General features: G+C 56.5%; 24 protein-coding genes. 10 read left to right on the top strand and 14 right to left on the bottom strand.

Translation table 11 applies throughout. The features are described 5' to 3' along the window. The 10 genes from JWF83_RS10005 to thpR form a co-directional block, all read right to left on the bottom strand. Window positions 1–773: DDE-type integrase/transposase/recombinase (locus tag JWF83_RS10005; RefSeq protein WP_413647923.1), on the bottom strand; the 773-nt coding region annotated here is incomplete at its 3' end. 543 nt (window positions 774–1,316) lie between these two features. Further along, complete coding sequence (gene panD / locus JWF83_RS10000) at window positions 1,317–1,697, bottom strand: aspartate 1-decarboxylase (RefSeq protein WP_413650063.1); 381 nt, start codon at window positions 1,695–1,697, stop codon at window positions 1,317–1,319. 137 nt (window positions 1,698–1,834) lie between these two features. After that, window positions 1,835–2,689, bottom strand: coding sequence for a pantoate--beta-alanine ligase (gene panC, locus JWF83_RS09995; RefSeq protein ID WP_413650061.1), 855 nt, complete (start codon window positions 2,687–2,689; stop codon window positions 1,835–1,837). 15 nt (window positions 2,690–2,704) lie between these two features. After that, on the bottom strand, window positions 2,705–3,499 hold the full coding sequence (panB, locus tag JWF83_RS09990; protein ID WP_413650060.1) for a 3-methyl-2-oxobutanoate hydroxymethyltransferase: 795 nt from the start codon (window positions 3,497–3,499) through the stop codon (window positions 2,705–2,707). Window positions 3,500–3,612: 113 nt separating this feature from the next. After that, window positions 3,613–4,092 (bottom strand): 2-amino-4-hydroxy-6-hydroxymethyldihydropteridine diphosphokinase, encoded by a 480-nt coding sequence (folK, locus tag JWF83_RS09985; protein ID WP_413650059.1) that lies wholly within the window; start codon window positions 4,090–4,092, stop codon window positions 3,613–3,615. After that, entirely contained in the window at window positions 4,089–5,510 is a 1,422-nt protein-coding gene (gene pcnB / locus JWF83_RS09980; protein ID WP_413650062.1) for a polynucleotide adenylyltransferase PcnB, read from the bottom strand. Before pcnB ends, folK begins: the two co-directional genes overlap by 4 nt. Window positions 5,511–5,568: 58 nt before the next feature. Beyond that, the gene (gene gluQRS / locus JWF83_RS09975) at window positions 5,569–6,477 is read right to left on the bottom strand and encodes a tRNA glutamyl-Q(34) synthetase GluQRS (protein ID WP_413650058.1); all 909 of its coding nucleotides are present in this window, start codon (window positions 6,475–6,477) and stop codon (window positions 5,569–5,571) included. 73 nt (window positions 6,478–6,550) lie between these two features. After that, complete coding sequence (dksA, locus tag JWF83_RS09970) at window positions 6,551–7,006, bottom strand: RNA polymerase-binding protein DksA (RefSeq protein WP_413650057.1); 456 nt, start codon at window positions 7,004–7,006, stop codon at window positions 6,551–6,553. Window positions 7,007–7,186: 180 nt separating this feature from the next. Continuing rightward, on the bottom strand, window positions 7,187–7,891 hold the full coding sequence (gene sfsA / locus JWF83_RS09965) for a DNA/RNA nuclease SfsA (RefSeq protein ID WP_413650056.1): 705 nt from the start codon (window positions 7,889–7,891) through the stop codon (window positions 7,187–7,189). 2 nt (window positions 7,892–7,893) lie between these two features. After that, window positions 7,894–8,430 (bottom strand): RNA 2',3'-cyclic phosphodiesterase, encoded by a 537-nt coding sequence (gene thpR, locus JWF83_RS09960; RefSeq protein WP_413650055.1) that lies wholly within the window; start codon window positions 8,428–8,430, stop codon window positions 7,894–7,896. Between the two features lie 162 nt (window positions 8,431–8,592). Here thpR and hrpB point away from each other — a divergent pair, with 162 nt between their 5' ends. The 8 genes from hrpB (at window position 8,593) to nadS (ending at window position 20,956) form a co-directional block, all read left to right on the top strand. Continuing rightward, window positions 8,593–11,019, top strand: a complete 2,427-nt coding sequence (gene hrpB, locus JWF83_RS09955; RefSeq protein WP_413650054.1) for an ATP-dependent helicase HrpB — start codon at window positions 8,593–8,595, stop codon at window positions 11,017–11,019. A gap of 140 nt (window positions 11,020–11,159) precedes the next feature. Next, the gene (fhuE, locus tag JWF83_RS09950) at window positions 11,160–13,340 is read left to right on the top strand and encodes a ferric-rhodotorulic acid/ferric-coprogen receptor FhuE (protein ID WP_413650053.1); all 2,181 of its coding nucleotides are present in this window, start codon (window positions 11,160–11,162) and stop codon (window positions 13,338–13,340) included. Between the two features lie 237 nt (window positions 13,341–13,577). Next, window positions 13,578–16,085 carry a bifunctional glycosyl transferase/transpeptidase gene (gene mrcB, locus JWF83_RS09945; RefSeq protein ID WP_413650052.1) on the top strand — a complete coding sequence of 836 codons (2,508 nt, stop codon included), beginning with the start codon at window positions 13,578–13,580 and terminating at the stop codon, window positions 16,083–16,085. Window positions 16,086–16,439: 354 nt separating this feature from the next. After that, a complete protein-coding gene (gene fhuC, locus JWF83_RS09940) occupies window positions 16,440–17,234 on the top strand; it encodes a Fe3+-hydroxamate ABC transporter ATP-binding protein FhuC (protein WP_413650051.1) in 795 nt (264 codons plus the stop codon). 15 nt (window positions 17,235–17,249) lie between these two features. Beyond that, a complete protein-coding gene (gene fhuD / locus JWF83_RS09935; protein WP_413650050.1) occupies window positions 17,250–18,128 on the top strand; it encodes a Fe(3+)-hydroxamate ABC transporter substrate-binding protein FhuD in 879 nt (292 codons plus the stop codon). Beyond that, a complete protein-coding gene (fhuB, locus tag JWF83_RS09930) occupies window positions 18,128–20,107 on the top strand; it encodes a Fe(3+)-hydroxamate ABC transporter permease FhuB (RefSeq protein WP_413650049.1) in 1,980 nt (659 codons plus the stop codon). Before fhuD ends, fhuB begins: the two co-directional genes overlap by 1 nt. Window positions 20,108–20,296: 189 nt before the next feature. Next, window positions 20,297–20,620, top strand: a complete 324-nt coding sequence (locus JWF83_RS09925) for a type II toxin-antitoxin system RelE/ParE family toxin (RefSeq protein ID WP_413650048.1) — start codon at window positions 20,297–20,299, stop codon at window positions 20,618–20,620. Window positions 20,621–20,665: 45 nt separating this feature from the next. Continuing rightward, window positions 20,666–20,956: a NadS family protein gene (gene nadS / locus JWF83_RS09920; RefSeq protein WP_413650047.1), complete on the top strand. Its 291-nt coding sequence runs from the start codon at window positions 20,666–20,668 to the stop codon at window positions 20,954–20,956. Between the two features lie 64 nt (window positions 20,957–21,020). Here nadS and hemL read toward each other — a convergent pair whose 3' ends face one another. Then, window positions 21,021–22,301 carry a glutamate-1-semialdehyde 2,1-aminomutase gene (gene hemL / locus JWF83_RS09915; RefSeq protein WP_413650046.1) on the bottom strand — a complete coding sequence of 427 codons (1,281 nt, stop codon included), beginning with the start codon at window positions 22,299–22,301 and terminating at the stop codon, window positions 21,021–21,023. A 171-nt stretch (window positions 22,302–22,472) separates the two neighbouring features. On the opposite strand from hemL, the gene clcA reads away from it, so the two are divergent. Together clcA and erpA are read left to right on the top strand one after the other, a co-directional pair. After that, on the top strand, window positions 22,473–23,894 hold the full coding sequence (gene clcA, locus JWF83_RS09910) for a H(+)/Cl(-) exchange transporter ClcA (protein ID WP_413650045.1): 1,422 nt from the start codon (window positions 22,473–22,475) through the stop codon (window positions 23,892–23,894). Window positions 23,895–23,999: 105 nt separating this feature from the next. Then, complete coding sequence (gene erpA / locus JWF83_RS09905) at window positions 24,000–24,347, top strand: iron-sulfur cluster insertion protein ErpA (RefSeq protein ID WP_413650044.1); 348 nt, start codon at window positions 24,000–24,002, stop codon at window positions 24,345–24,347. 38 nt (window positions 24,348–24,385) lie between these two features. Here the strand turns inward: erpA and JWF83_RS09900 are convergent, their stop codons facing one another. The 3 genes from JWF83_RS09900 to mtnN all read right to left on the bottom strand — a co-directional run bounded on the left by JWF83_RS09900 (window position 24,386) and on the right by mtnN (window position 26,271). Then, on the bottom strand, window positions 24,386–24,637 hold the full coding sequence (locus tag JWF83_RS09900) for a hypothetical protein (RefSeq protein ID WP_413650043.1): 252 nt from the start codon (window positions 24,635–24,637) through the stop codon (window positions 24,386–24,388). Window positions 24,638–24,782: 145 nt separating this feature from the next. After that, the gene (btuF, locus tag JWF83_RS09895) at window positions 24,783–25,583 is read right to left on the bottom strand and encodes a vitamin B12 ABC transporter substrate-binding protein BtuF (protein ID WP_413650042.1); all 801 of its coding nucleotides are present in this window, start codon (window positions 25,581–25,583) and stop codon (window positions 24,783–24,785) included. Then, window positions 25,576–26,271 carry a 5'-methylthioadenosine/S-adenosylhomocysteine nucleosidase gene (mtnN, locus tag JWF83_RS09890; RefSeq protein ID WP_413650041.1) on the bottom strand — a complete coding sequence of 232 codons (696 nt, stop codon included), beginning with the start codon at window positions 26,269–26,271 and terminating at the stop codon, window positions 25,576–25,578. The genes btuF and mtnN overlap by 8 nt, the downstream gene beginning before the upstream one ends. Window positions 26,272–26,374 lie beyond the last annotated feature (103 nt).

Below are 26,374 nucleotides of genomic sequence, written 5' to 3'. Positions count from 1 at the left end.
TTCAGCGAACGGTGCATCCGCTCATGCCGTCCGTTCTGCTCCGGGTGACCTTTCCTGATGCGCTCCGGCAGGATACCCAGCTTTATCAGCCACACGCTGAGCTGGCTCAGTCCGGCGATGCCTGAACCGGCGAAAGGCGCCCCGTTATCCGTACGCAGTACTTCCGGCAGCCCGCACTCCCTGAAGACCTTTTCCAGACAGGCGCGAACGAACACCGTACTTTCCGCCTGGCCAGCCTCGCATGCCAGCAGGTAGCGGCTGTGGTTGTCGGTCAGGGTAAAGGGACGGCAGTAGCTGCGGTCCAGTAGCCGGAAGCGGCCCTTGAAGTCAGCGCTCCAGACCTGATTAACGTGACGGATATCGGTCAGCTTCTGCACGTTGCCCGGTGTGCGTCTGCGCTTTTTACGGTCAGGTATTAAGCCTTCGCGTTTGAGGAGGTCACCGACAGTGCTGCCGGCCGGGACATCAAAGTTTACGTTGTGGTTCAGGAGCCACTGACGGATTTTACTGGCCCCCCAGTCCTGATGAGTGAGCCTGAGGTCGATGAGCTGCCGGGCGACATCGGGTGGGATGCGGTGCGGCTGCGTAAGACGTGCACGGGAACGGTCAGCCAGAGACAGGGGGTCATCGTGCTGAAAACGGTTAAGCCACTTGTATCCGGTTTTACGGCTGATGCCGAACTGGCGGCAAAGGGAAGCAAAAGAATGAGTGCCTGCATGGCAGGCACGGATGAATTCGAGGCGTTGCATGATAACAGTCTCAGTCCAGGGCATAGTGAGTCTCCTCCGCTATGCCAGTTATAACTGTTACCCATGTGCCCGGTCTAAAGTGTTACCCATGTGACCGGTTTGTACCTTTATGCCGCCCGCGCCGATGATTTGCACCGGCCGTGATAACGGTGTTTATGTTACGGGAGCCATAAATGGCTCCCCTACAATATTCCGGATATTCCCTGTAGGGGCGGCATTTATGCCGCCCGCGCCAATGATTTGCACCGACCGTGATGACGGCATTTATGCCGCCCGTGCCAATGATTTGCACCGACCGTGATGACGGCATTTATGCCGCCCGTGCCGCTGATGTGCACCCGTCGTGATGAAGGTATGTATGCTGCGGGAGCCGTAAATGGTTCCCCTACATCCCATCACGTATATCATCGGCAGATTCCGCTAATTAAATTTATCCTTGCCGGCGCTATTACTTTTCTTCTGCAATTTGTGGCCTGCCAGATGCAGCAATACAGGCAGTGAATACCAAAAATAAATAATCTTTGCTTACCCTCTTTCCCTCATTTTCATAGGGGAAAGAGGGTGATATCAGGCGACCTGAACCGGTACCGCTTTCGCCAGACGCTTCATCTGATTGTCGCCCTCGAAATAGGCCACTTTCGGCTGCCATTCGCGCGCCTGCTGATCGGACATCTGCACGTAAGAACAGATAATCAGCACGTCACCTTCGCAGGCACAGCGCGCAGCGGCGCCGTTAACGGAGATGATTTTTGAACCACGCTCGGCAGCAATCGCGTAGGTAGAAAAGCGCTGGCCGTTATTGACGTTGTAAATATCGATCGCTTCATACTGCAGAATGCCAGAGGCATCAAGGAAATCCTGATCGATAGCGCAGGAGCCTTCATAATGCAGATCGGCCTGGGTCACTTTTACCCGGTGCAGCTTGCCTTGCAACATGGTGCGTACCATAACTTTATTCACCTCGTTACCCGTTATACTCCAGGTTGCAGATGCGTTGGCGGCGCCTGCTCACCCTGCAACTCGAGTTATTTAGGGTAAAATCAGAAAAAAACGGAAGACAGTATCTGTCGATCGCTATGGCTTGTCTACTGCGTCAGATCAACCTGTTGGTTATCTATCAGACGCGCATTACCCAGCCAGGCCGCCATTAAAATGACCGCACTCTGGCTTTCAGTATTGAGCGGCAGCAGGGTTTGCGCATCGCAAATCGCCAGACCATCGGGACGAAAGCCTTGTGCTGTCAGTTCCGCTTCCGCATCGGCAATAATCTGTTCCACATGTCGTTCGCCGTTCGACAGCTTCTCCGCCATGCCATTCATCACTTTGCTCAGAGCCGGGGCCTGCCGGCGCTCATCAGCGGTGAGATAGCCATTACGCGAACTCAGCGCCAGCCCGTCTTTGGCACGTACCGTCGGGACACCGATAATATCGATATCGTAACCCATATCGGCTGCCATCTTGCGGATCAGTGCCAGTTGTTGATAATCCTTTTCACCGAAACAGGCGAGGTCTGGCTGGACGAGGTTAAACAGCTTGCTGACCACTGTCGACACGCCACGGAAATGTCCCGGACGGCTGGCGCCCTCCAGCAGCGAAGAGAGAACCGGTACCTCGACAAAAGTTTGCGTATCCAGTCCCTGCGGATAGATATCTCCCGGCGCGGGAGAAAACACCAGATCGACCCCGCGACGGTTCAGCTTTTCGCAATCTTCCTGCAGGGTGCGCGGATAGCGCGCCAGATCGTCCGCACGTTCGAACTGCATCGGGTTAACGAAAATACTTACCACCACGATATCAGCACGTTCGCGCGCTTCATCAACCAGTGTCATATGACCATCGTGCAGATTGCCCATGGTTGGCACCAGCGCGATGCGCTTGCCATCCTGACGCCAGCGGCGGATCTCACGGCGCAGCATCGGCAACGTTTCAATTATCAGCACAGACTCTCTCCTGGATTATTGGAAACTGTGTTCTTCAGCGGGATAGCTTCCGGCTTCGACTTCAGTAATGTACTGGCGTACTGCCGCGCGGATATCGCCGCTGTCAGACAGAAAGTTTTTCGCGAATTTAGGGATATGTCCACCGGTAATGCCGAAGGCATCGTGCATCACCAGAATCTGGCCATCGGTAACGTTACCGGCGCCAATACCAATGACCGGAATGCCAAGCGCTGCAGTCACGCGTTTAGCCAGCGCGACCGGCACACACTCCAGCACCAGCAGCTGCGCACCGGCCGCCTCTAATGCCAGCGCATCATCCAGCAGACGATCGGCATCAGCTGTTTCCCGCCCCTGGATTTTGTAGCCGCCGAAAATATTTACCGACTGCGGCGTTAAGCCGAGGTGGCCACAGACCGGCACTGCGCGTTCTGTCAGCTGCTGTACCGTCTCTGCCAGCCACTTGCCGCCCTCCAGCTTGACCATATTGGCGCCGGCACGCATCAGTTGCGCGGCGCTGTCAAAGGTTTGTTGCGGGGTGGCGTAGCTCATAAACGGCAGGTCGGAGAGCAACAGGGCATCAGGCGCGCCGCGGCGCACTGCATGGGTATGGTAGACGATATCAGCAACGGTGACCGGCAGCGTTGAATCATGCCCCTGCACGGTCATTCCCAGTGAGTCGCCGACCAGCAGCACCTGGATACCTTCCCCGGCAAACAGTTTGGCAAAGCTGAAGTCGTAAGCGGTAATGGAGGCGAATTTGCGGCCTGCCTGTTTCCACTGGCGCAGATGAGAAATAGTGGTCGGTTTCATAACGGCCCCTCAGGACGAAATTTCTGATGGGCGAAGTGTAATGGATAGTGAATGGCAGGGAAAAGGTTTATCAGACCAGGGAGCACACCAGTTGCACAACTTTTGTGCGCCGGTTACCAGAGTTTGATCTGGCTGCGATCCAGTAACGCCAGGCTATCCGCCACCGATGAGCCATCCGGAAAGCAGAGTTGCGGGGCGATCTCCAGCAGCGGTAACAGCATAAATGCGCGATTTTTCATATCGTAGTGCGGCACAATCAGACGTTCACTGGCTAGTGTCAGATCGCCAAATAGCAGGATATCCAGATCCAGCGTGCGTGGTCCCCAGCGCTGTGCTTTGCGTACTCGTCCCTGTTCCAGCTCGATGCGCTGGGTATGGTCAAGCAGCGCTTCAGGGCTAAGGCGGGTATCCAGCGCAATAACCGCGTTGAGATAGTCGGGCTGGTCCGGGGGGCCATAAGGTGGCGTACGGTAGAACGATGAGGTGGCGATCGGCTGACTGTCGGGGATCGCCGCCAGTGCATCAAGTGCATTTTGCACCTGATGCAGAGGATCGGTCAGATTGCTGCCTAAGGCGATATAGACGCGCGTCATGCGTTACTGTTGCCGTCACGGCGTGGCGCCGCGCCCGGGGTGCGTTTACGCGGGCGTCGTGTACGACGACGCGGAACCGGATCGTCACCCAGCGTGTTCAGCATGGTTTTCTGCTGTGGCGGCGCAGCTACCTGGAACTCGCTCCACCAGGTGGTGAGACGCAGCAGTTCCTGATTATTTTCCACTTCCGCCCGTAGCGCCAGCAGGTCGTAGGAGGCACGGAATTTAGGATGCTCCATCAGCTTCCATGCGCGCTTACCATGACGGCGTGACAGACGCAGCTGCAGCTGCCAGATATCACGAACCAGGGTGGTGATCCGTTTCGGGATCGCCAGTGCGCGGCAGGCTTCATCCAGCACATCATTCATCGCCAGCGCAAAGGCATCGTAATAGGCCAGGCCGCTCTCCTGCGCGATTTTCTGCGCCACTTCCAGCTGCGGATACCAGAACATAGCCGCAAACAGGAACGCCGGGTTAACGCGCATCTGGTTGTGGATACGGCTATCGGTGTTTTTCAGCACCTGAATCACCATCCGCTCCATTGGGCTGTCGCCCTGCTCGGTAAAGTAGCGGGTGATAATCGGAAACAGTGGCTGGAATAGCTGATATTCACGCAGTTGCAGATAGGTGCTGTAACCATAACCGGCCTGCAGCAGCTTTAAGGTCTCTTCAAACAGGCGCGCTGGTGGAATATCCTGCAGCAATGTGGCGAGGCGCGGAATCGGCTCTGCGGTCTCTTCAGCTACACGCATATCCAGTTTGGCGGCGAAGCGCACCACGCGCAGCATTCGCACCGGATCTTCGCGATAACGCGTTTCCGGATCGCCAATCATGCGGATAATACCCTGCTGCAGATCGTTCAGACCGCCGACGTAATCACGCACGGTGAAATCCGCTACGCTGTAGTAAAGGCTGTTGATGGTCAGATCGCGGCGCTGGGCGTCATCTTCAATCGAACCAAAAATATTATCGCGCAACAGCATGCCGTTCTGGCCACGCTGCGAATTATTGCGATCTTCCGGCTCTTCTTCTGCCTGATGGTGGCCACGGAAAGTCGCCACTTCGATCACTTCCGGACCGAACATCACATGCGCCAGGCGGAAGCGACGCCCCACCAGACGGCAGTTGCGGAACAGCTTGCGCATCTGCTCGGGGGTGGCATTGGTGGTCACATCGAAATCTTTCGGCTTTTTACCCAGCAGTAAATCGCGCACGCCACCACCCACCAGGTAGGCTTCGTAACCGGCTTTATTCAGGCGATAGAGCACTTTGAGGGCATTTTCGCTAATGTCTTTTCGCGAGATTGTATGGCGGTCACGAGGGATAATCGTCATATGACGGACTTCCTCGACCTCGATGGGCGCCTCATCTTCGCGATTCAGGACTTTTCGGCAAAAATTAGCAACTCGGGTAAAAATGGTACACCTCGATAGTGACTAAGAAACTTGGGTGGTAAAAACAGCGGCTAATCATAGCTTAGTGAGAACCGTTTGAGAATGCCGATGTCATCGCATCGCTCCCCGCTGCGTCATTACGTGGAATTTTTGTTAAATTCCACTGCCGGATCGCCTGTTTTAACAGCGTATCCAGTGAATCATCCTGCCAGCCAATCGGTTCCGCCTGCCCGAGAAACTGTAATGCGCGCACCAGCAGCGGGCGCGCATCGCCTTGTGGCAGAGCGGGCGCATGATTTTGCTTCGATAATTTATTGCCGTCATGGTTTAAAACCAGCGGTAAATGTAAATATGCCGGCACCTGCCAGCCAAACTGTTGATAAAGCGCAATCTGACGCACCGTTGGCTCAATCAGGTCGGCGCCACGGACAATTTCTGTCACGCCCTGAAAATGATCGTCAACCACTACCGCAAGGTTATAGGCAAACAGGCCATCGCGGCGATGAATGATAAAATCCTCGCTGGCCAGTGCGGCATCCGCAACCATCTCGCCGCGCAGACCATCATAAAAGCGCGTCACCGGCGCATGCTGGCGTAAACGCAGTGCTGCATTTTCCGGGCCAAACTGCAGTTCGCGGCAATGGCCGTCATAGTGACCGCCGATTTGCTGAATGCGGCTACGGCTACAGCGACAATAATAACTCTGCTGATGCTGTCGTAACCAGTCCAGGGCTGAACGATAAGCATCATGACGCTGTGACTGCCACAGCACCTCACCGTCCCAGTGCAGGCCGTAGTGCTCCAGCTGACGTAAAATTTGCTCTGCGGCTCCGGGCACTTCACGCGGCGGATCGATATCTTCAATACGCACTAACCACTGACCCTGCTGCGCACGCGCCTGCAGATAGCTGCCGAGAGCAGCTATCAGCGATCCAAAGTGTAATTCACCGGAAGGAGAGGGGGCAAAACGCCCGATATAGGATAGTGACATGATATGCAGATACGGAGAGCAGTGAAGCGGGAGCACCAATTTGTCCCTGCTTCACTGCAACATCCGCGCGCCGTTAGCCGGCCATTTGCTTCTCGCGAATTTCCGCCAGCGTTTTGCAATCAATGCAAAGATCGGCAGTAGGACGCGCTTCAAGGCGACGGATACCGATTTCAACGCCACAGGAATCACAGTAGCCAAAATCGTCGTCTTCAACCTTTTTCAGCGTCTTCTCGATCTTTTTGATCAACTTACGCTCGCGGTCGCGATTGCGCAGTTCGAGGCTGAACTCTTCTTCCTGAGCGGCACGATCGACCGGGTCCGGGAAGTTAGCGGCTTCGTCCTGCATATGCGATACCGTACGGTCTACTTCATCCCTGAGTTGATTGCGCCAAGCTTCAAGAATCTTCTTGAAGTGCTCCAGCTGGGCTTCGTTCATATACTCTTCGCCCGGCTTCTCTTGGTATGGCTCCACCCCAGCGATGGCGAGAATACTCAGGGACGATGTTTTACGGTTTTGCCCTTCTTGCATGTTGTTTCTCCTGGATAACACGCACTATCGATCCCCAGTGGGGAAAAAAACAGGCCGCTATAAATAACAGAAGCGATTAAGGTTGGCAATTATTCCTGAACATGACTTGACAAGCCTGTGAGTAAAAGCGTATTTAGCGCAGCGCCAGCGACATCCTATCACAGCAAATTGCGCGAAATATTACAACTCTACTTCCAACGACTTTTTCAGACTCAAACCAGCAGGTGATAACTGCGCCTTATAGCAAAGCACTTCTACTCCGCTATGATGTGCCTGTGCAAGTAGTTTCGCATACTGCGCATCAATATGACGCGCCGGAGATACGTCCTCAATCCCCGAGTGCAAAACGGCAAAAAAGAGTACCGCGCGCTCGCCCTCTTCAGCGATTTTGGCCAGTTCACGCAGGTGCTTCTGACCACGCCCGGTAACCGCATCCGGAAAATACCCTTTACCATGCTGTAACAGCGTCACGGATTTCACTTCAATATAGCAGTTACGGCGATTATCTGCTTGCAACAAAAAATCAATGCGACTGCGTTCCGCGCCATATTTTACTTCCGCCTGTAACGATCTGTATCCAGTCAGTTGCGGGATAAGTTCCGCGCTAATGGCTTCGCGCACCAGGGTATTGGCGCGCAGGGTATTGACGCAGATCCAGTGCCCCTGCCGGGTCTCTGTCAGCTCCCAGCTATGCGGGTACTTGCGGGTCAGACTGTCGGAGGTTGAATACCACACGGTGTCGCCCGGCGTGGCGCAACCGGTCATCGCGCCGGTATTGGCACAGTGGATGGTCAACGTTTCCCCTTGCGGGGTGATGACATCAGCAAGAAAACGTTTGTAGCGGCCAATCAGGCGTGCCGATTGTAGCGCCGGATAATATTCCATGATTAGTCCTGTTTAATGGTCAGTGGCCAGCTCTCAACCACCTGATAGCTGCTACGGCCCTGCGCAAAAGTCGACTGCATCAGAGAAAATTGCGTGACGTCCAACTGCCAGTGGAAATTCGGTGCGGGCATCGCTAGCGGACGGGTGGCATTACGCAACAGGCTGATATGTGGATGAAACGGATGCGGGCTTTGATAACAGCCGCTGCGTGCCGCCTGTGAGCGTAACATTTCGGCCAGCTGCACCAGTCCGCGCGGCGCCTGCCGTGGACCGAGCCACACTACCCCTGGACGTGGCCAGTGACCGGCATCGTCAATATGCAGCGTAAAGGGAGGCTGACGGATGCGCCCGGCCATACGGCTAATGGCGATGGCTTTCTCATCGCTGACTTCGCCAAGAAACGCCAGCGTCAGGTGCAGATTGGCGGCAGCCAGCGGACGCCCGGCCTCTGCGGCAAATGCAGAGGCGCGCCAGGCAATGATTTCCTGCTGTATCGTCTGTGGCAGACCGATGCCGAAGAATAAACGGCGTGTGGACATGGCAGCCTCCGGTAATGAATTGAGAGGAATGCTACAATGCCTGCCAGCATATTGCCCGTCAACATTCAGACTGCAGCGGTTACCCGGCCCCATCAGGGGCGGCTGCCCGGGTGCGATTCGAATTATTTAGGGTATATAACCACGTTGTTACGGAGTTTTCCTGTGAGTGAATTACCGGTCAGTGCCGTGTTACCTGCATTGCTGGCGGCATTGCAACAGGCGCCACAGGTGTTACTGGCGGCGCCCACCGGCGCCGGTAAATCAACCTGGCTGCCTTTACAGATCCTGCAACAGGCGGAGTTCAGCGGGCGTATTTTGCTGCTGGAGCCGCGTCGGCTGGCGGCGCGCAATGTCGCACAGCGGCTGGCGGAGCAGCTTAATCAGCAGCCGGGCGCCACGGTCGGCTACCGCATGCGTGGTGAAACTCGCGTCGGGCCAGATACCCGGCTGGAGGTGGTCACCGAAGGGATCCTGACCCGTATGCTGCAACAGGACCCGATGCTGGAAGGGGTCACACTGGTGATCCTCGACGAATTTCATGAGCGCAGCCTGCAGGGCGATCTGGCGTTAGCGCTGCTGCTGGATGTCCAGCAGGGCCTGCGTGACGATCTGAAAATTTTGCTGATGTCCGCGACTCTCGACAATCAACGCCTGAGCGCGCTGCTGCCGGATGCGCCGGTCATCGTTTCCGCAGGTCGCAGCTTCCCGGTTGAACGACGTTATAGCGCGCTGGCGACGCATCTGCGTTTCGATGATGCCGTGGCGCGTGAGGTCAGCCAGCTGTTACGTGAGGAAACAGGATCGCTGCTGCTGTTTTTACCCGGCGTTGGCGAAATTCAGCGCATCAAAACGCTACTGGAAGAGCGGGTCAGCAGCGATGTCGATCTCTGTCCGCTGTACGGCGCGTTGCCGCTAAGCGAACAGCAGCGCGCGATACTGCCTGCCGCCGCCGGACGCCGTAAAGTGGTGCTGGCGACCAATATTGCGGAAACCAGTTTAACCATCGAAGGTATCCGGCTGGTGGTGGATAGCGCGCTGGAGCGGGTGGGGTGTTTTGATCTGCGTACTGGCTTAACCCGGTTGCAGACCCAGCGTATCAGCCAGGCATCCATGACGCAGCGTGCCGGACGTGCCGGCCGTCTTGAGGCCGGCCTCTGCCTGCACCTTATCGGCAAAGAGCAGGCGGAACGCGCTGCCAGCCATGCGGATGCCGAGATTATTAACAGCGATCTGTCCGCGCTGTGGCTTGAGGTATTGCAGTGGGGTTGCCATGATATCAGCCAGCTCAGCTGGCTGGATCAGCCGCCGTCAGCGGCTTTGCAGGCCGCAGCCAGCCTGCTGGCCACCCTCGGGGCCTGCGACGCCAACGGCAGGCTTAGCGACAAGGGGCGGCGTATGGCCCAGCTCGGCAGCGATCCGCGGCTGGCCGCTTTGTTGATCGATGCCGGCAGCGATCCGGTACGGGTGACGACCGCCGCGCTGTTGGTGGCGATGCTGGAAGAGCCGCCGCGTAGCGGCAGCGGCGATCTGCGCGACTGTTTTCAGCGTGTACAGCCGCACTGGCAGCGACGCGCGCGCCAGCTGCAAAAACGGCTGGAAGTTCGCGAAGCCGCCGCGGATAGCGACTGCATCGTACCGCTGCTGATGGCGGCATTTCCCGATCGCCTGGCGCGGCGGCGCGGTCAGCAGGGACGTTACCAACTGGCCAACGGTATTGGCGTGCAGCTTGATGACGACCATGCCTTAACCCGCTACGAGTGGCTGATGGCGCCGCTGTTATTGCAGAGCGATGCGCAGCCGGATGCGCGGATTCTGCAAGCGCTGCCAGTCGATATTGACACGCTGACGCGGCAGTGCCCTGAACGGGTGCAGTCGGTCACTGCGGTAGAGTGGGATGAAGAAAAAGGCACGCTGCGAGCCTGGCGCCGGCAGCAGATCGGCGCGCTGGTACTGAAGGCACAGCCGCAAGCCAAACCGGAACCGGAAGAGCTGCATCCGGCGATGCTGAACTGGCTGCGCGAGAAAGGGCTGAGCGTACTGAACTGGACGCCGGAAGCTGAACAGCTGCGTATGCGTCTCGCCTGTGCCGCCCGCTGGCTGCCGGAAGAGAACTGGCCTGCCGCGGACGACCAGACGCTGCTGGCCACTGTTGAGCGCTGGCTGCTGCCGCAGATGGGCAGCGTTCGCGATCTGAAAGGACTGCGGCAAATCAATCTCGCCAGTGCCTTATTACAATTACTCACGTGGTCACAACGTCAGCGGCTGGATAGTGCGCTGCCAACGCATTACATCGTGCCGACCGGAAGCCGGCTGCCGTTGCGTTATGATGTCACGCTGCCCCCGGTGCTGGCGGTACGTCTGCAGGAGATGTTTGGCGAGGCGCAGAACCCCTGCGTGGCCGACGGACGGGTGCCGCTGGTGCTGGAGTTACTCTCTCCGGCCCGGCGTCCGCTGCAAATCACCCGCGACTTAGCGGCATTCTGGCGCGGCGCTTATCCGCAGGTGCAGAAAGAGATGAAAGGGCGTTATCCAAAACACCTGTGGCCAGACGATCCGGCAGCCACCGCACCCACGCGAAAAGTTAAGTAGCTAATTATTTTTTTAATAATTAGTTACATTTTTCAGCGCTAATCTCCTTATGACAATCTTAATCCAAATGATAATCATTTGGATTCTCATTATATACTCGACTCACTTCTAATAATAAATATTTCTGATGGGGAGTCGTTATGTCTTTCATTGGCAGGGAGGGCGTTGCGGCTATCCGCGCGCCGGGTAGCAAAACAGGTGTCACCGTTTCATTGCTGATACTGGCGAGCCATGGGCTGCTTAATCCGGCGCAGGCTGCCGAAACCAGCAGCGCCACGTCAGACGCACCGCAGGAGATGGTGGTTTCGGCGGCGGCGGATGAAGCCAGCAACGAGCAGCAGGATTACCAGGTGAAAACCACCCGCGCCGGCACCAAAATGCTGCTGACGCCGCGCGATGTTCCGCAGTCGGTCAGTGTGGTCACCAAACAGCGTATGCAGGATCAAAACCTGCAATCGGTCGGCGAGGTACTGGATAACACCACCGGCGTCGCCACTGAAATTATTGACAGTGAACGTTCAGCGTACTTCTCCCGTGGTTTTCAGATCGATAGTTACACCTTCGATGATATTCCCACCTCCGTCTCTGATACATGGAACTTTGGCGATGCCGGATCGGATACGGCGATTTATGACCGCATCGAAGTGGTACGCGGCGCAACCGGCCTGATGACCGGCGCCGGCAGTCCGGGGGCATCGGTCAATATGGTGCGTAAGCACGCCGACAGTAAAGTATTTACCAGCAATGTCAGCGCCAGTTACGGCAGCTGGAACAAGCAGCGTTACGTGCTGGACGCGGCGGGTCCGCTTAATGAGGCGGGCAGCGTGCGGGGCCGGGTGATCGCCGGCTATCAGGATCAGGACAGCTGGCTGGATCGCTACCATAAAAGCAAAAAGTTCCTCTATGGCGTGCTGGACGCGGATGTTACTGACAATACCACCCTGTCGCTGGGCTACGACTATCAGCAAAGTAATAGCGGTAACCCAACCTGGGGCGGATTGCCAACCTGGTACAGTAACGGCAATCTGACTCATTACGACCGCAGCACCAACTCCGCCGCTAACTGGACACGCTACAGCATTGATTCGCGCAAAGTATTTGCTAATGCGACGCATAACTTCGATAACGGCTGGACCTTCCGTCTGAATGGCACCCATGCAGAAGAGACCTTTAACGATAAGCTGCTGTATGTGATGGATTTCCCGGATGTGCTGAGCGGCGAAGGCACCTCCGGCTTTGGCAGTAAAGATCGCGGCACCCGTAAGCTGGAGTCGATTGATACCTATGCCAGCGGTCCCTTCGGGCTGTTCGGACGCCAGCATGAGCTGGTGGCAGGCGTCAGCTACAGCCGTCAGCATAACGCTACCTACAGCGCCGACGGTTCAATCGACAGTGAGCAGATGGGCAGTTTTAATGACTGGAGCGGCAATGTCGCTGAACCGCAGTGGGGCGACTGGTATCTGAATGCTGATGATGTCGTGCGCCAGAAATCCACCTATGCTGCGGCGCGCTTTTCACTGGCCGATCCGCTGTCGCTGATTGTCGGTGCGCGTTACACCCAATGGAGTACTGTCGGCAGCAGCGGGGATGTACAGAAGAATAACCTGACGCCATACGGCGGACTGGTTTACGACATCAATGATAGCTGGTCGGCATATGCCAGCTATACCTCGATCTTCCAGCCGCAGACCTATCGCGATCGCAATGGCGCTTATCTGCCGCCGGTTACCGGTAAGAACTATGAAACCGGCCTGAAATCGGACTGGCTGAACGGGCGTCTGACGGCGACCTTTGCGCTGTTCCGTATCGAGCAGGAGAACGCCGCGCAGGCTGATGGCGATAACTTCGTCAATAACTCCAGCGAGCAGGCTTATTACGCCACCCGCGGCGCCGTCAGCAAAGGGGCGGAATTTGAGCTGAATGGCGCGCTGACTGACAATCTGCAAATGACCTTCGGCGCGACGCGTTATGTGGCGCGCGACGCTTCCGGCCGCTTTAACAGCAATATGCCGCAAACCTCGTTTAAGCTGTTTACCCGTTATCAGCTGCCGGTGCAGCCGGATCTGACCGTGGGCGGCGGCGTTAACTGGCAAAATCGTACTTTCCAGGACGCCACCGGGCCTGATGGCGAAACCCGGCGCGTATACCAGAGCAGCTTCCCGCTGGCGAATCTGTTTGCCCGTTACCAGCTGACCAGACAACTGGCGGTACAGGCGAATGTTAACAACCTGTTCGATCGCCACTATTACTCCTGGCTGAGCGACTACGCGGTATATGGCGAGCCGCGCAACTACTCGGTTAATGTTTCGTATCAATTCTAATCCCTCACCCCGGCTCGCCGCCGGGGATTTCTCCCGACGGGCAGTTAAGAATATCCGGGTTTAGTGCTATTCTTTCGCACCGGCGAATTCACCGCCACTGCGCCGTGCGCGCAAGTTTTCCCCCGCCGTTGTTAACGGCCGATTAACAGCATTTCGGAAGGTTCCACTTTCCGGCGGTGCAGAACAGGAACAGAGTAGTCGGCCTTGCCGACGGCAATCCCTGGAGAAATGAAACGAATGTCTGGGAATGATCGCGAACCTATTGGGCGCAAAGGGAAACAGCCTAAACCGCCGCGGAAGCGGGTTAAAGGTCGCCGCAGGGAAGAAGAGTATGATGATGAAGATTACGATGATGATCAGGAAGATGATGCTGATGACGACTACGAGGAGGTAGAACCGGTGCCACGTAAAGGAAAAGGAGGCAAGAAAAGAGGCTGGCTGGGGCTATTTATTAAGCTACTGCTGGTCTTTATCGTGCTGATGGCCATTTACGGCGTTTACCTCGATTCGCAAATTCGCAGCCGCATTGACGGTAAAGTATGGCAACTGCCCGCCACGGTGTATGGCCGGATGGTCAGCCTCGAACCGGGGATGTCCTATAACAAGCAGGAGATGATCGCGCTGCTTACCGGCACCCAGTATCGTCAGGTAACGCGCATGACGCGTCCGGGCGAATTTACCGTGCAGGCCAACAGTATTGAGATGATCCGCCGTCCGTTCGATTTCCCGGACAGCAAAGAGGGTCAGATCCGCGCGCGTCTGTCATTCAGCAGTGGCGCTCTGAGCGAAATTAAGAACCTGGATAACGGGCGCGACTTTGGCTTTTTCCGTCTCGATCCGCGTCTGATCACTATGCTGCAATCGCCTAATGGCGAACAGCGTCTGTTTGTGCCGCGCGCCGGTTTCCCGGATCTGCTGGTGGATACGCTGGTGGCGACGGAAGACCGTCACTTCTATCAGCATGACGGTATCAGTCTCTACTCCATTGGGCGTGCCTTCCTTGCCAATATTACCGCCGGTCGCGCGGTGCAGGGCGGCAGTACTCTGACGCAGCAGCTGGTGAAAAACCTGTTCCTGACCAACGAGCGTTCGCTGTGGCGTAAGGCTAACGAAGCCTATATGGCGCTGATTATGGATGCGCGTTACAGCAAGGACCGCATTCTGGAGCTGTACCTGAACGAAGTGTATCTCGGTCAGAGCGGTAGCGATCAGATCCGTGGGTTCCCGCTGGCCAGCCTGTATTACTTTGGTCGTCCGGTTGATGAGCTGAGCCTCGATCAGCAGGCGTTGCTGGTCGGCATGGTGAAAGGGGCGTCGCTGTATAACCCATGGCGTAATCCTCAGCTGGCGCTGGAGCGGCGTAACCTGGTGCTGCGTCTGCTGCAGCAGCAGAATGTTATCGACCAGGAGCTATACGATATGCTGAGTGCGCGTCCGCTCGGCGTGCAGCCGAAAGGCGGCGTGATCTCCCCGCAGCCCGCTTTTATGCAGATGGTGCGTAATGAGCTGCAGCAGAAGCTGGGCGACAAGGTGAAAGATCTCTCCGGGGTGAAAATCTTCACCACCCTCGACTCGGTATCGCAGGATGCTGCGGAGAAAGCGGTGGAAGAGGGGGTTCCGGTGCTGCGTAAACAGCGCGGCCTGAATGATCTGGAAACGGCGATGGTGATTGTTGACCGTTTCAGTGGTGAAGTGCGCGCGCTGGTAGGCGGCGCCGATCCTCAGTTCGCGGGTTATAACCGTGCCCTGCAGGCGCGCCGTTCAATTGGTTCACTGGCTAAACCGGCGACCTACCTGACAGCGCTCAGCCAGCCGGATAAATATCGTCTTAACAGCTGGATCGCCGACAACCCGATTGCGCTGAAACAACCGAATGGTCAGATCTGGAAACCGCAGAATGACGATCGTGAGTTCAGTGGTCAGGTGATGCTGGTCGATGCGCTGACACGTTCCATGAACGTGCCGACGGTAAATCTGGGGATGTCGCTCGGCCTGCAGCAGGTGACCGATACCTGGACCAAACTGGGGGTACCGAAAGAGCAGCTGCAGCCGGTGCCGGCGATGTTACTGGGGGCGCTGAACCTGACGCCGGTTGAAGTGGCGCAGGCCTTCCAGACCATTGCCAGTGGCGGTAACCGCGCTCAGCTTTCTGCGCTGCGCTCGGTGATTGCTGAGGATGGTACGGTGCTGTATCAGAGCTTCCCACAGGCGGAGCGTGCGGAGCCGGCACAGGCGGCTTATCTGACGCTCTATACCATGCAGCAAGTTGCCGCACGAGGTACCGCGCGGGCACTGGGGGCAAAATACCCGAATGCTAACCTCGCGGCCAAGACCGGTACTACCAATAATCAGGTGGATAGCTGGTTTGCCGGTATTGATGGCAAGGAAGTGGCGATTACCTGGATTGGTCGCGATAACAACCAGCCGACCAAACTGTACGGTGCTTCCGGTGCGATGCAGATCTATCGTCATTACCTGGAAAATCAGGCTCCGATGCCGCTGATGCTGACGCCGCCGGAAGATATTGCGCCGATGAGTATTGATTCTGCCGGTAACTTTGTCTGCGGCAGCGCCAGCAGCAGCTGGCGAACGCTGCCAGTATGGACCACCGACGCGAATGCGCTTTGCCAGCAACAGCAGCAACAGGTTCAGCAACAGCAGCAGCAACAACAGCAGCAACAGTCTGAGCAGAAAGACGCCAACGGCGTGGCGGGCTGGATTAAGGATATGTTTGGCACCGATTAAGGCGCTGCCATTGTCAGGGAGGCAGATATGCCGTCCGTACCAATGGTTTGCTCTGTTGCCGTCATCAGGATGGGGGTCATTAATGGCTCCCTTACATCCGGGGCAGGTTTTCTCCCATAGGGGCGGCATTTATGCCGCCTTTTTTGTTGCAGATCCGCGTTTATTTCGCATATCATCCGACCTTCATAATAATAATTATCGTTTACATTATGCACCCATTCTCTTTTAGTGACAGAATGGAACGTTGAAGTGATTTGTTATCAGGGGGCCGGGCGTCAACTCATCGCTACCGCCACTTTCTATGGTTAATGTTTAACTGGCGCCTTACTGCGCCCGCCAATCTTGAAGATCGCCATGCAACTTCAGCACCAACAGGACACCACCTTCCGGCTGGACAACGTCAGTTTTACCGTTCCCGGCCGTATATTATTACACCCCCTCTCGCTGACTTTTCCTGCGGGTAAAGTGACCGGTTTGATTGGTCACAATGGTTCCGGTAAATCGACCCTGCTGAAAATGCTCGGCCGTCATCATGATGCCAGCAACGGCAAGGTGCTACTGAATGACATCCCGGTCGCCGCATGGAACAGTAAAACCTTCGCCCGTCAGGTGGCCTATTTGCCGCAGCAGCTGCCTGCGGCCGAGGGCATGACGGTGCGTGAACTGGTGGCGATTGGCCGCTATCCCTGGCATGGCGCGCTCGGCCGCTTCGGCATTGAAGATCGTCAACGTGTTGATGAAGCTATCACGCTGGTAGGGTTAGAACCTTTTGCCCGGCGGCTGGTAGACAGTCTGTCCGGCGGCGAGCGTCAGCGCGCCTGGATCGCCATGCTGGTGGCGCAGAACAGTCGCTGCCTGCTGCTGGATGAACCGACATCGGCGCTGGATATCGCCCATCAGGTGGAGGTGCTGGCGTTGATCCAGCGTCTGAGCCACGAGCGCGGTCTGACGGTGATTGCGGTGCTGCATGATATCAATATGGCGGCACGCTATTGCGACCATCTGGTGGCATTGCGCGGCGGCGAGGCTATCGCTCAGGGCGATCCTGCCGGGATTATGCATGCTGAGGTGCTGGAGAAGATTTACGGCATTCCGATGGGCATCCTGCCGCATCCGCAAGGCGGGGCGGCGGTGAGCTTTGTTTACTGATTACAGGATGTATTGATGCCGGATTATCTTCGCCGCCGCCTGCTCGCTGCCATGGCGACGTCTCCCTTATGGCTGAACCTGTCGGCTAATGCTGCTGCGCAGCCGGATCTGCAACGCATCATTGCTATCGAGTGGCTGCCTGTTGAACTGTTACTGGCGCTTGGTGTGGCGCCGATGGCCGTCGCCGATAAGCAAGACTACCAGCTATGGGTAGGTAAGCCGGAACTGGCGGCCGCGACCATTGACGTTGGTCTGCGTACCGAGCCCAACCTTGAGTTAATGACGCAACTGCAACCCTCTCTGATCCTCTATTCTCAGGGCTATGGCCCCGAGCCGGAAAAAATCGCGCGTATTGCGCCGGGAATCGGGTTTAGTTTTAACGAAGGCGATGGTAAACCGCTGACCTCTGCGCGCCATTCGCTGATTAAGCTTGCTCAGCACCTCGATATAGAATCACGCGCCCATCAGCATCTGGCGGAGTTCGACAGCTTTATCGCGCAAATGCGTACTCGTCTGGCGCCGCGTGCAACGAAGCCATTATTACTGATGTCCTTAATCGATAATCGTCATGCCATTGTATTTGGCAAATCCAGTCTGTTCCTGGAAGTGATGAATCATCTGGGGATTGAGAATGCCTGGCAGCAAGAGACCAGCTTCTGGGGCAGCGTGGTGATTGGCCTTGAACGACTGGCGGCGATTAAAGATGCCGATGTGATCTGTTTTGCGCATGGTGATGAACCGCTGATGCAACAGGTTTCCACCACCGCCTTGTGGCAATCCTTCACCTTTATCCGTCAGCAGCGCTTTAAGCGCGTTCCCGCCGTCTGGTTTTATGGCGCGACGCTGACCGCGATGCAATTCTGTCATACCCTCGACAGCGCGCTGGAGGCGTAATGAACGCAAACCACAGATTCGCGGTTACGCTGCTCGCTGCGTTGTTAACTGCCGCGCTGGCGCTGACGTTTTACAACTTTAGCCATCAGTTGCCGCTGACGCAGTGGTGGACGGCATTGCGTCAGCCGAATGCCGATGATATTGATCAAATGGTGTTTCACTACAGCACGCTGCCACGTCTGGCCATCTCGCTGCTGGTCGGCGCCGGGCTGGCGCTGGCCGGTCTGCTGTTTCAGCAGGTATTACGTAATCCGCTGGCTGAACCTACCACGCTTGGCGTGGCGTCCGGCGCGCAACTGGGGATCACCATGGTCACCCTCGGCGCGCTGCCTGCGGGCCTGATGACTGCGCAGATGGCGGCGTTGACGGGCGCGCTGTTGGTGGGACTGGTGGTGTTTGGTATCTCCTGGGGCAAGCGCTTATCGCCGGTCACGCTGATCCTTGCGGGTCTGGTCATGAGCCTGTACTGCGGTGCGGTCAATCAGATTGTCGCTATCTTTAATAAAGACCAGCTGCAGAATATGTTTCTCTGGGGCACCGGCGCGCTTAATCAGCAGGACTGGAGCAATGTGATATTGCTCTGGCCGCGTCTGCTGATCGCTTTTGCCCTGACGTTGCTGCTACTGCGCCCGCTGACCCTGATGGGGCTGGATGATGGTGTGGCGAAAAACCTCGGTCTGGCGTTGTCGCTGGCGCGTCTGGTTGCCCTGGCGCTGGCGATCCTGCTGAGTGCTCAGCTGGTTAGCGCCGTGGGGATTATCGGTTTTATCGGCCTGTTTGCGCCGTTGTTAGCACGGATACTTGGCGCGCGCCGCCTCATCAGCCGGATGCTGCTGGCGCCGTTTATTGGTGCGATGCTGCTATGGCTGGCGGATCAGAGCGTAAGCTGGCTGACCGCGGTCTGGCTGGAGGTGTCCACCGGTACCGCCACGGCAATGATTGGCGCGCCGTTGCTGCTATGGCTGTTACCGCGTCTGCGCACCGGCCCGGTACCGCCGGCGCTGAATCAGGGCGATAACCTTGCGCCCGAGCGCCATCGGGTAGTGTGGTGGGCGCTGGTGGCGCTGGGGGTACTGTTGCTGATGGTGGCGGTTGCTTTGTCGTTTGGCCGTAACGCCGCTGGCTGGAACTGGGCCAGTGGCGAATTGTGGCAACAACTGCTGCCGTGGCGCGGTCCACGACTGGTTGCCGCCCTTAGCGCCGGGATGATGCTCGGGGTGGCGGGGTGTCTGATTCAGCGTCTGACCGGTAATCCGATGGCCAGCCCGGAAGTGCTGGGGATTAGCTCCGGCGCTGCCTTTGGCGTGGTGGTGATGCTGTTTATCGTCCCCGGCGATGCTTTCGGCTGGCTGCTGCCGGCGGGGAGTATCGGCGCCGCGCTGACTCTGATGATTATTATGCTGGCGGCGGGACGCGGCGGTTTCTCGCCGCAACGCATGCTGCTGGCGGGTATGGCGATCAGTACCGCGTTTACCACGCTGCTGATGCTGTTACTGGCCAGCGGCGACCCGCGTATGGCCGGGCTGCTGACGTGGATTTCCGGCTCAACCTATCATGTCGATGGCGCTCAGGCGCTGCGTACCAGCATGATTGCGCTGGTGTTAATTGCACTGGCGCCGTTAGCCAGCCGCTGGCTGACAATCCTGCCACTGGGCGGAGTAACCGCACGGGCGGTAGGGATGGCATTAACGCCTGCGCGCCTGACGCTGTTGTTACTGGCCGCAACATTAACCGCCGCCGCAACCCTGAGCATCGGTCCTTTGAGTTTTATTGGGCTGATGGCGCCGCATATGGCGCGGATGCTGGGTTTCCGCCGCGCATTGCCCCAACTGGTGATTGCGGCGCTGGTTGGCGCCAGCCTGATGGTGTTTGCTGACTGGTGCGGGCGCATGATGTCGTTCCCGGATCAGATCCCGGCAGGTCTGCTGGCGACCTTCTTTGGCGCACCTTATTTTGTCTATCTGTTGCGTAAGAGTTAGCTACCCGGGCGTTAAGGCGTAATGCCGATGCTGTGGGAAGGAAGATAGCCGCAACCGCTGAGGTTGCGGCTTTTTTTATGCTGAAACCCGCTGCCGGGAACAGTAAATATTCGTACCTTGTACGAAATAAAAGCTGGTAACTCGTACTCAGTACGAGTATAGTGACGGCAACAGGGAGGTAGGCGACAAATGGAATATTTTGAATTTATTGAAACTGTCATCTTCAGCAAGCAGCGGCAAAACCTGCTCAGTGATGAAAGCTTCAGGGAATTGCAGGAATATTTGCTCACGCATCATGCTGAAGGTGACACGATAAGTAAAACCGGCGGCTGCAAAAAAATACGCTGGGGGCGTCCAGGTATCGGGAAGCAGGGTGGCGTAAGGATTATTTACTATCTGCTCACCCATAGCGGCAGGCTTTATCTGCTGACGGTTTACCCTAAGAATGCCAAAGATGATTTGAGTGCAGCGGAAAAGGCCATCTTAAAGGCCTTAACCGACCGACTGAACTAAACTATGCCGTACGCAGGGTGCGGCATTTTCGCAAAGGTTTGTATTATGGATAAAAAACTGTTTAACGATCTGGTCGAAAGCATGGAACAGATGGTTGCGATTGAAAAAGGCGCAATGCAGCCCGCTCAGGTTCATCGTCACCATCTGCCAAACGTCAAATTATTACGTGAAACCAGCGGCATGAAGCAGGATGAATTCGCCGAAGCGGTCGGTGTCAGCGCCTCACTGGTGCAAAGCTGGGAGCAGGAGCGGCGTATACCTTCCGGTTCAGCGCTTAAAATCCTGCTGATGCTTGAACGAAATCCCGCGCTGATGAGCGATTTGCTTGCCCTCTGAAGCGAGTGCCGGTTGCCATTGTCCCGGACAGAGAACGGGCGGCGTTGGCGCCGCCCGTGACCGGTTATAACTGCGCAAAACTGCGGCGTGCCGCATCGACGGTATGTTGAATATCGGCTTTGCTGTGGGCCAGTGACATAAAGCCCGCTTCAAAGGCGGAGGGGGCAAGATAAATTCCTTCTTCCAGCATCAGATGGAAGAACTGCTTAAAGCGCTCCACGTCGCACTGCGTGACATCCTGATAGCTGGTCACCGTCGCGGCAGTGGTAAAGAACAGACCGAACATGCCGCCAACATGATTGACGACTAACGGGATGTTTTCCGCTTTTGCCGCCGCCAGCAGACCATCAGCCAGCAAACTGGTCAGTTCACTCAGGGTTTCATGGCAACCGGGTTTGGCAATTTCACTCAGGCAGGCAAAACCGGCGGCCATGGCAATTGGGTTACCGGAGAGTGTCCCCGCCTGGTAAACCGGGCCGGTTGGCGCCAGCGCATTCATCACGTCGCGACGACCACCAAAGGCGCCGACCGGCATGCCGCCGCCAATGATTTTACCCAGACAGGTAAGGTCCGGCTTCACGCCATAGTACGCCTGAGCCCCTGCCAGAGCGACGCGGAAACCGGTCATCACTTCGTCAATGATCAGCAGTGCGCCAAACTCATCACAAAGTGTACGCAGTCCCGGCAGGAAACCGGCCTGTGGCGGGATACAGTTCATATTGCCGGCAACCGGCTCCACGATAATGCAGGCGATATCCGCAGGATACTGTTCGAACGCCGCGCGTACCGATGCCAGATCGTTGTAGGTGCAGGTCAGGGTATGTTTGGCAAAGTCAGCCGGTACGCCCGGTGAATTTGGCTGGCCGAGGGTCAGCGCGCCAGAACCGGCTTTTACCAGCAGACAGTCGGCATGGCCGTGATAGCAGCCTTCGAATTTAATAATTTTGTCGCGATGCGTGAAACCGCGCGCCAGACGGATGGCGCTCATGGTGGCTTCGGTACCGGAGTTCACCATACGCACCATATCCATGGTCGGCACCAGCTGACAGACCAGCTCAGCCATTTTCACTTCCATTTCGGTGGGCGCACCAAAACTCAGACCACGTTCGGCAGCTTCAATCACCGCATGACGGATTGCCGGATGGTTATGACCCAGCACCATCGGCCCCCAGGAGCCGACGTAATCGATATAGGCTTTACCATCCGCGTCATAGAGGTAAGCGCCGTTCGCACGCTCGATGAAAAGCGGTACGCCGCCGACACCGGTGAATGCGCGCACCGGAGAGTTAACCCCACCGGGAATTAACTTTTGCGCCTGGGCATACAGGTTTTCAGACTTACTCATGGATCGGGCTCCTGAATCGTACATTAGAAAAATCACCACTATTCTAAGGAACATACCGGTGGGTTGAAAGGCGTGCAGCACGATTGATTCGCCGGCAAAGGATCTTATTGCGACGCAAGCGCAGCAGATGGGTATCATATCTTTCTACATTTCCTGATAAATGAAACTGATATGAGTGAGCTCTCGCCATCTACCGAGCAGTTACCCGTGGTGCCCATTCGTCGTGGTGACTACCTGCGCCTGTTGCTGCGCCGTGATAAAACACCGGTGGCAATACTTATCGTCGCGGGTATTGTCGGCACCCTTGCCGGCCTGGTCGGCGTGGCATTTGAGAAAGCGGTAAATCTGGTACAGGCGCTGCGTTTATCGGCGCTGTCTGATGCCGGTTCCAGCTTGTGGCTGGTGTTACCGCTGGCATTTATCCTCTCTGCACTGCTGGCGGTGTCCGGCTACTGGCTGGTGCGTCGGTTTGCGCCGGAGGCTTCGGGTTCTGGTATCCCGGAGATTGAAGGCGCGCTGGAAGAGCTGCGTCCGGTACGCTGGTGGCGGGTGATCCCGGTGAAGTTTATCGGCGGTATGGGAACGCTGGGGGCCGGTATGGTTCTCGGGCGTGAGGGCCCTACAGTGCAACTGGGCGGGAATATTGGCCGCATGGTACTGGATCTGTTTCGCTTACGTAGTGCGGAAGCGCGACATTCCCTGCTGGCGACCGGTGCGGCAGCCGGTCTCTCCGCGGCTTTCAATGCGCCGCTGGCAGGCATTCTGTTTATTATTGAAGAGATGCGTTTACAGTTCCGCTACAGCGTGATTTCGATTAAAGCGGTATTTATCGGCGTAATCATGTCGAGCATCGTCTTTCGCATCTTTAATGGCGAGCATGCGGTAATTGAAGTTGGCAGGCTCAGTAATGCGCCGGTGTATACCCTGTGGCTCTATCTGCTGCTGGGCATGCTATTTGGTTTTATCGGGGTGTGGTTTAATACGCTGATTTTTCGCGCCCAGGATATGTTCCAGAAACTGCATGGCGGGCGTATGCAAAAAGTGCTGCTGACTGGCGCCCTTCTCGGCGGTCTCTGCGGCGCACTGGGCGTGATTCAGCCGGAAACCGCAGGCGGTGGTTTTAATTTAATCCCGCTGGCAGCAGCAGGGCATTACACTGTTGGTATGCTGTTATTTATCTTTCTCGCGCGTATGCTCACCACGTTACTTTGCTTCGGTTCCGGCGCGCCGGGGGGTATTTTTGCCCCGATGCTGGCGCTGGGAACGCTGTTGGGCACGGTATTTGGTATGGTCAGCAGTTCGCTGTTCCCTGAGTGGGCGCTGCAGCCGGGAACCTTTGCTATTGCCGGAATGGGGGCGTTGTTTGCTGCTTCAGTACGTGCCCCCCTTACCGGAATCGTGCTGGTGCTGGAGATGACGGATAATTATCAGCTGATCTTGCCGATGATTATCACCTGCCTTGGCGCGACGTTGCTGGCGCAGTTTCTTGGTGGTAAACCCTTGTATTCTTCTCTGTTAGCTCGCACATTAGCCAGACAGCAACAGCAACAAGATGCGGAATCTGCGCGCAAGGCACAGGGTGCCAATACTTGATTGCGATACCAGGCTATTAGATAATCACAAAAGATATGGTTAACTACACTCTGCGGTATCTTGACCTGACAGGCGACAGCCTGAACGCATTACTGGAGTATTTAAATGAGCGACGATGTAGCAGCACTGCCTCTGCAATTTACCGATGCAGCAGCCAGCAAGGTGAAAAACCTGATTTCCGATGAAGATAACCCGGACCTGAAACTGCGCGTATACATTACCGGCGGTGGTTGCAGTGGTTTCCAGTATGGCTTCACTTTCGACGATAAGATTAACGACGGCGATATGACCATTGAGAAATCTGGCGTGGCGCTGGTGGTTGACCCGATGAGCCTGCAATATCTGGTGGGCGGGGCGGTTGATTACACCGAAGGGCTGGAAGGTTCACGCTTTATTGTCACTAACCCAAACGCAAAAACCACCTGCGGTTGCGGTTCCTCTTTCAGTATCTGACGCTGAAAAAAGGGCGAAGATCGCTTCGCCCTTTCGGTTTACCACTCGACGGTGACCAGACGTTGTTCCTGACCACCCGTTCTGTTCCCTGTTATCTTGCTTTCAGTCACTTTCGGTTGTGCGGATAGCTGACGGCCACAATCAATCAGTGGTGCTGACTGACTGACACCGACACGCCCATCCACCTGGCAACGCGAATAGATGGTTAATTTCACTCCGATACTGCCACTGGTGGCCGCACAGAGATTACCCGCCATCAACAGGCCTGCGGCCAAAATAACGGCTTTCATCACGTCTCTTTTTCCCGGTGCAAGCTATGCGCAAATACGCATATAAATACGCTATGAGAATAAACTTTCGCTCAGCGTCACGGATTGATTAACGACAAAATTTGCTGTTTCTTTAATCAATTTTGGGCTGCTGTTTAGCATCAGGCTATTTTTGCGGTTGTAATGCGGAGCAGAGTTGCTCTGCCGCCAGGATGATCCGCGGGCCGGCACGGCTAAACCAGTCATCATTGACGGCGATAACCGGCACCGTCAACTGCGGCTGCCAGAACTGCTGCACCACCGGGATACGCTGCGCATCACCGGTAATGACGATGGCCTGCGGATGACGCATGATCACCTGCTCGCGACTGACCTGCGGCCAGGGGACTTTACTGTCGGCAAAAATATTATCGCCGCCGCATAACTGCAGAATCTGGTTCTGCAGCGTTACCTGCGAGGCGGTGAATAGCGGCTGCATGCCAAACTGCAGAAACACCGGCTGACGTTGCGGGTGCTGATAGCGTTGGCGCAGCGCGGCAAAACGTTGCGCCAGTTCATCAGCATGCTGTTGCGCCAGCTGCGGCTGCGGACTCCAGGCCTGCAGTTCACGCAACGTCGCGACGACCGACTCAATGGATTGGGCATCCAGCCAGACAATTTTTAGCCCGAAGGCCTGCAATTGATCAACCTGACGCTGTGGCGTGCCGCCGCGCCATGCCAGGATCACATCCGGTTTGAGCGCCAGAATGCGTTCGACATTGATTCCCTGCCAGTTGGCTACCTGTTCCAGCTGGCGCGCCGCGGGCGGATAATCGGAGTAAGCGCTCACGCCAACCGGTGTAATCCCGGCGGCAAATGCCAGTTCGGTAAGATGCGGCGCCAGCGCGACCACCCGCGGCGCGCTGGTTGCCAGCGCAGTAAACGGCAGCGCCAGCAACAGCAGCAGGGTGCGAAATAACTTAGCCACGCAGATTATTCAGCAGGGTTTCTACCATCAGTGACGATTGCTGTGCGGCGACCACCAGAAACTCATCAAAGCTAAGATGTGAGTCCTGATCGGCCACATCGGAAATCGCCCGCACCACGACAAATGGCGTGTTGAACTGATGACATACATGGGCGATTGCCGTGGCTTCCATCTCTACCGCAATCGCCTGCGGGAAAGTCTGACGAATACGTGCCAGCGGTTCGGCACCGTTGATAAAGGCATCGCCGCTGACTACCAGACCGCGCACTGCATTAAGTTTTAAGCCGGCAATACAGCTTTCAGCCGCGGCGATCAGTTTTTCATCCGCCGCGAAAGCTGCCGGGCAACCGGCCATCTGTCCGGCTTCATAGCCAAATGCCGTGACATCAACGTCGTGATAGCGCACTTCATCCGATACCACGATATCGCCCACGTTTAGCGTCGGCGCCAGACCGCCGGCAGAGCCGGTATTAATAATAAAATCAGGTTTGCATAACTCCAGCAGCAGGGTGGTGCCCATGGCGGCAGACACTTTACCGATGCCGGATTTCAGCAGCGCCACATCAACGCCGTTCAGGGTACCGGTATAGATTTCACAGCCACCGAGCGTCAGGGTCTGACGGTTTTCAATCTTGTCACGCAGCAGGGTAACTTCCTGCTCCATCGCACCAATAATGCCTGCTTTCATAGAGAGATACTCGCTATTGTTAATGTTGTAGAATTTATCACCTAAAGTGATGCATAGTTTAACATGGATGTTCTGATAGTATTCACGCACCCGGTGAGAGGAT

This window comes from Pantoea sp. B65 (genome assembly GCF_047308185.1).
GTDB lineage: Bacteria > Pseudomonadota > Gammaproteobacteria > Enterobacterales > Enterobacteriaceae > Erwinia.
Note: the sequence above shows the minus strand (reverse complement) of the source record. Positions and strands in the feature narration are given on the sequence as shown.

Coding starts and splice junctions, on each gene's coding strand:
- panD (WP_413650063.1), bottom strand. CDS start 1,697: ATGGTACGCACCATGTTGCAAGGCAAGCTGCACCGGGTAAAAGTGACC.
- panB (WP_413650060.1), bottom strand. CDS start 3,499: ATGAAACCGACCACTATTTCTCATCTGCGCCAGTGGAAACAGGCAGGC.
- folK (WP_413650059.1), bottom strand. CDS start 4,092: ATGACGCGCGTCTATATCGCCTTAGGCAGCAATCTGACCGATCCTCTG.
- gluQRS (WP_413650058.1), bottom strand. CDS start 6,477: ATGTCACTATCCTATATCGGGCGTTTTGCCCCCTCTCCTTCCGGTGAA.
- dksA (WP_413650057.1), bottom strand. CDS start 7,006: ATGCAAGAAGGGCAAAACCGTAAAACATCGTCCCTGAGTATTCTCGCC.
- sfsA (WP_413650056.1), bottom strand. CDS start 7,891: ATGGAATATTATCCGGCGCTACAATCGGCACGCCTGATTGGCCGCTAC.
- thpR (WP_413650055.1), bottom strand. CDS start 8,430: ATGTCCACACGCCGTTTATTCTTCGGCATCGGTCTGCCACAGACGATA.
- fhuE (WP_413650053.1), top strand. CDS start 11,160: ATGTCTTTCATTGGCAGGGAGGGCGTTGCGGCTATCCGCGCGCCGGGT.
- mrcB (WP_413650052.1), top strand. CDS start 13,578: ATGTCTGGGAATGATCGCGAACCTATTGGGCGCAAAGGGAAACAGCCT.
- fhuC (WP_413650051.1), top strand. CDS start 16,440: ATGCAACTTCAGCACCAACAGGACACCACCTTCCGGCTGGACAACGTC.
- fhuD (WP_413650050.1), top strand. CDS start 17,250: ATGCCGGATTATCTTCGCCGCCGCCTGCTCGCTGCCATGGCGACGTCT.
- fhuB (WP_413650049.1), top strand. CDS start 18,128: ATGAACGCAAACCACAGATTCGCGGTTACGCTGCTCGCTGCGTTGTTA.
- JWF83_RS09925 (WP_413650048.1), top strand. CDS start 20,297: ATGGAATATTTTGAATTTATTGAAACTGTCATCTTCAGCAAGCAGCGG.
- nadS (WP_413650047.1), top strand. CDS start 20,666: ATGGATAAAAAACTGTTTAACGATCTGGTCGAAAGCATGGAACAGATG.
- hemL (WP_413650046.1), bottom strand. CDS start 22,301: ATGAGTAAGTCTGAAAACCTGTATGCCCAGGCGCAAAAGTTAATTCCC.
- clcA (WP_413650045.1), top strand. CDS start 22,473: ATGAGTGAGCTCTCGCCATCTACCGAGCAGTTACCCGTGGTGCCCATT.
- erpA (WP_413650044.1), top strand. CDS start 24,000: ATGAGCGACGATGTAGCAGCACTGCCTCTGCAATTTACCGATGCAGCA.
- JWF83_RS09900 (WP_413650043.1), bottom strand. CDS start 24,637: ATGAAAGCCGTTATTTTGGCCGCAGGCCTGTTGATGGCGGGTAATCTC.
- mtnN (WP_413650041.1), bottom strand. CDS start 26,271: ATGAAAGCAGGCATTATTGGTGCGATGGAGCAGGAAGTTACCCTGCTG.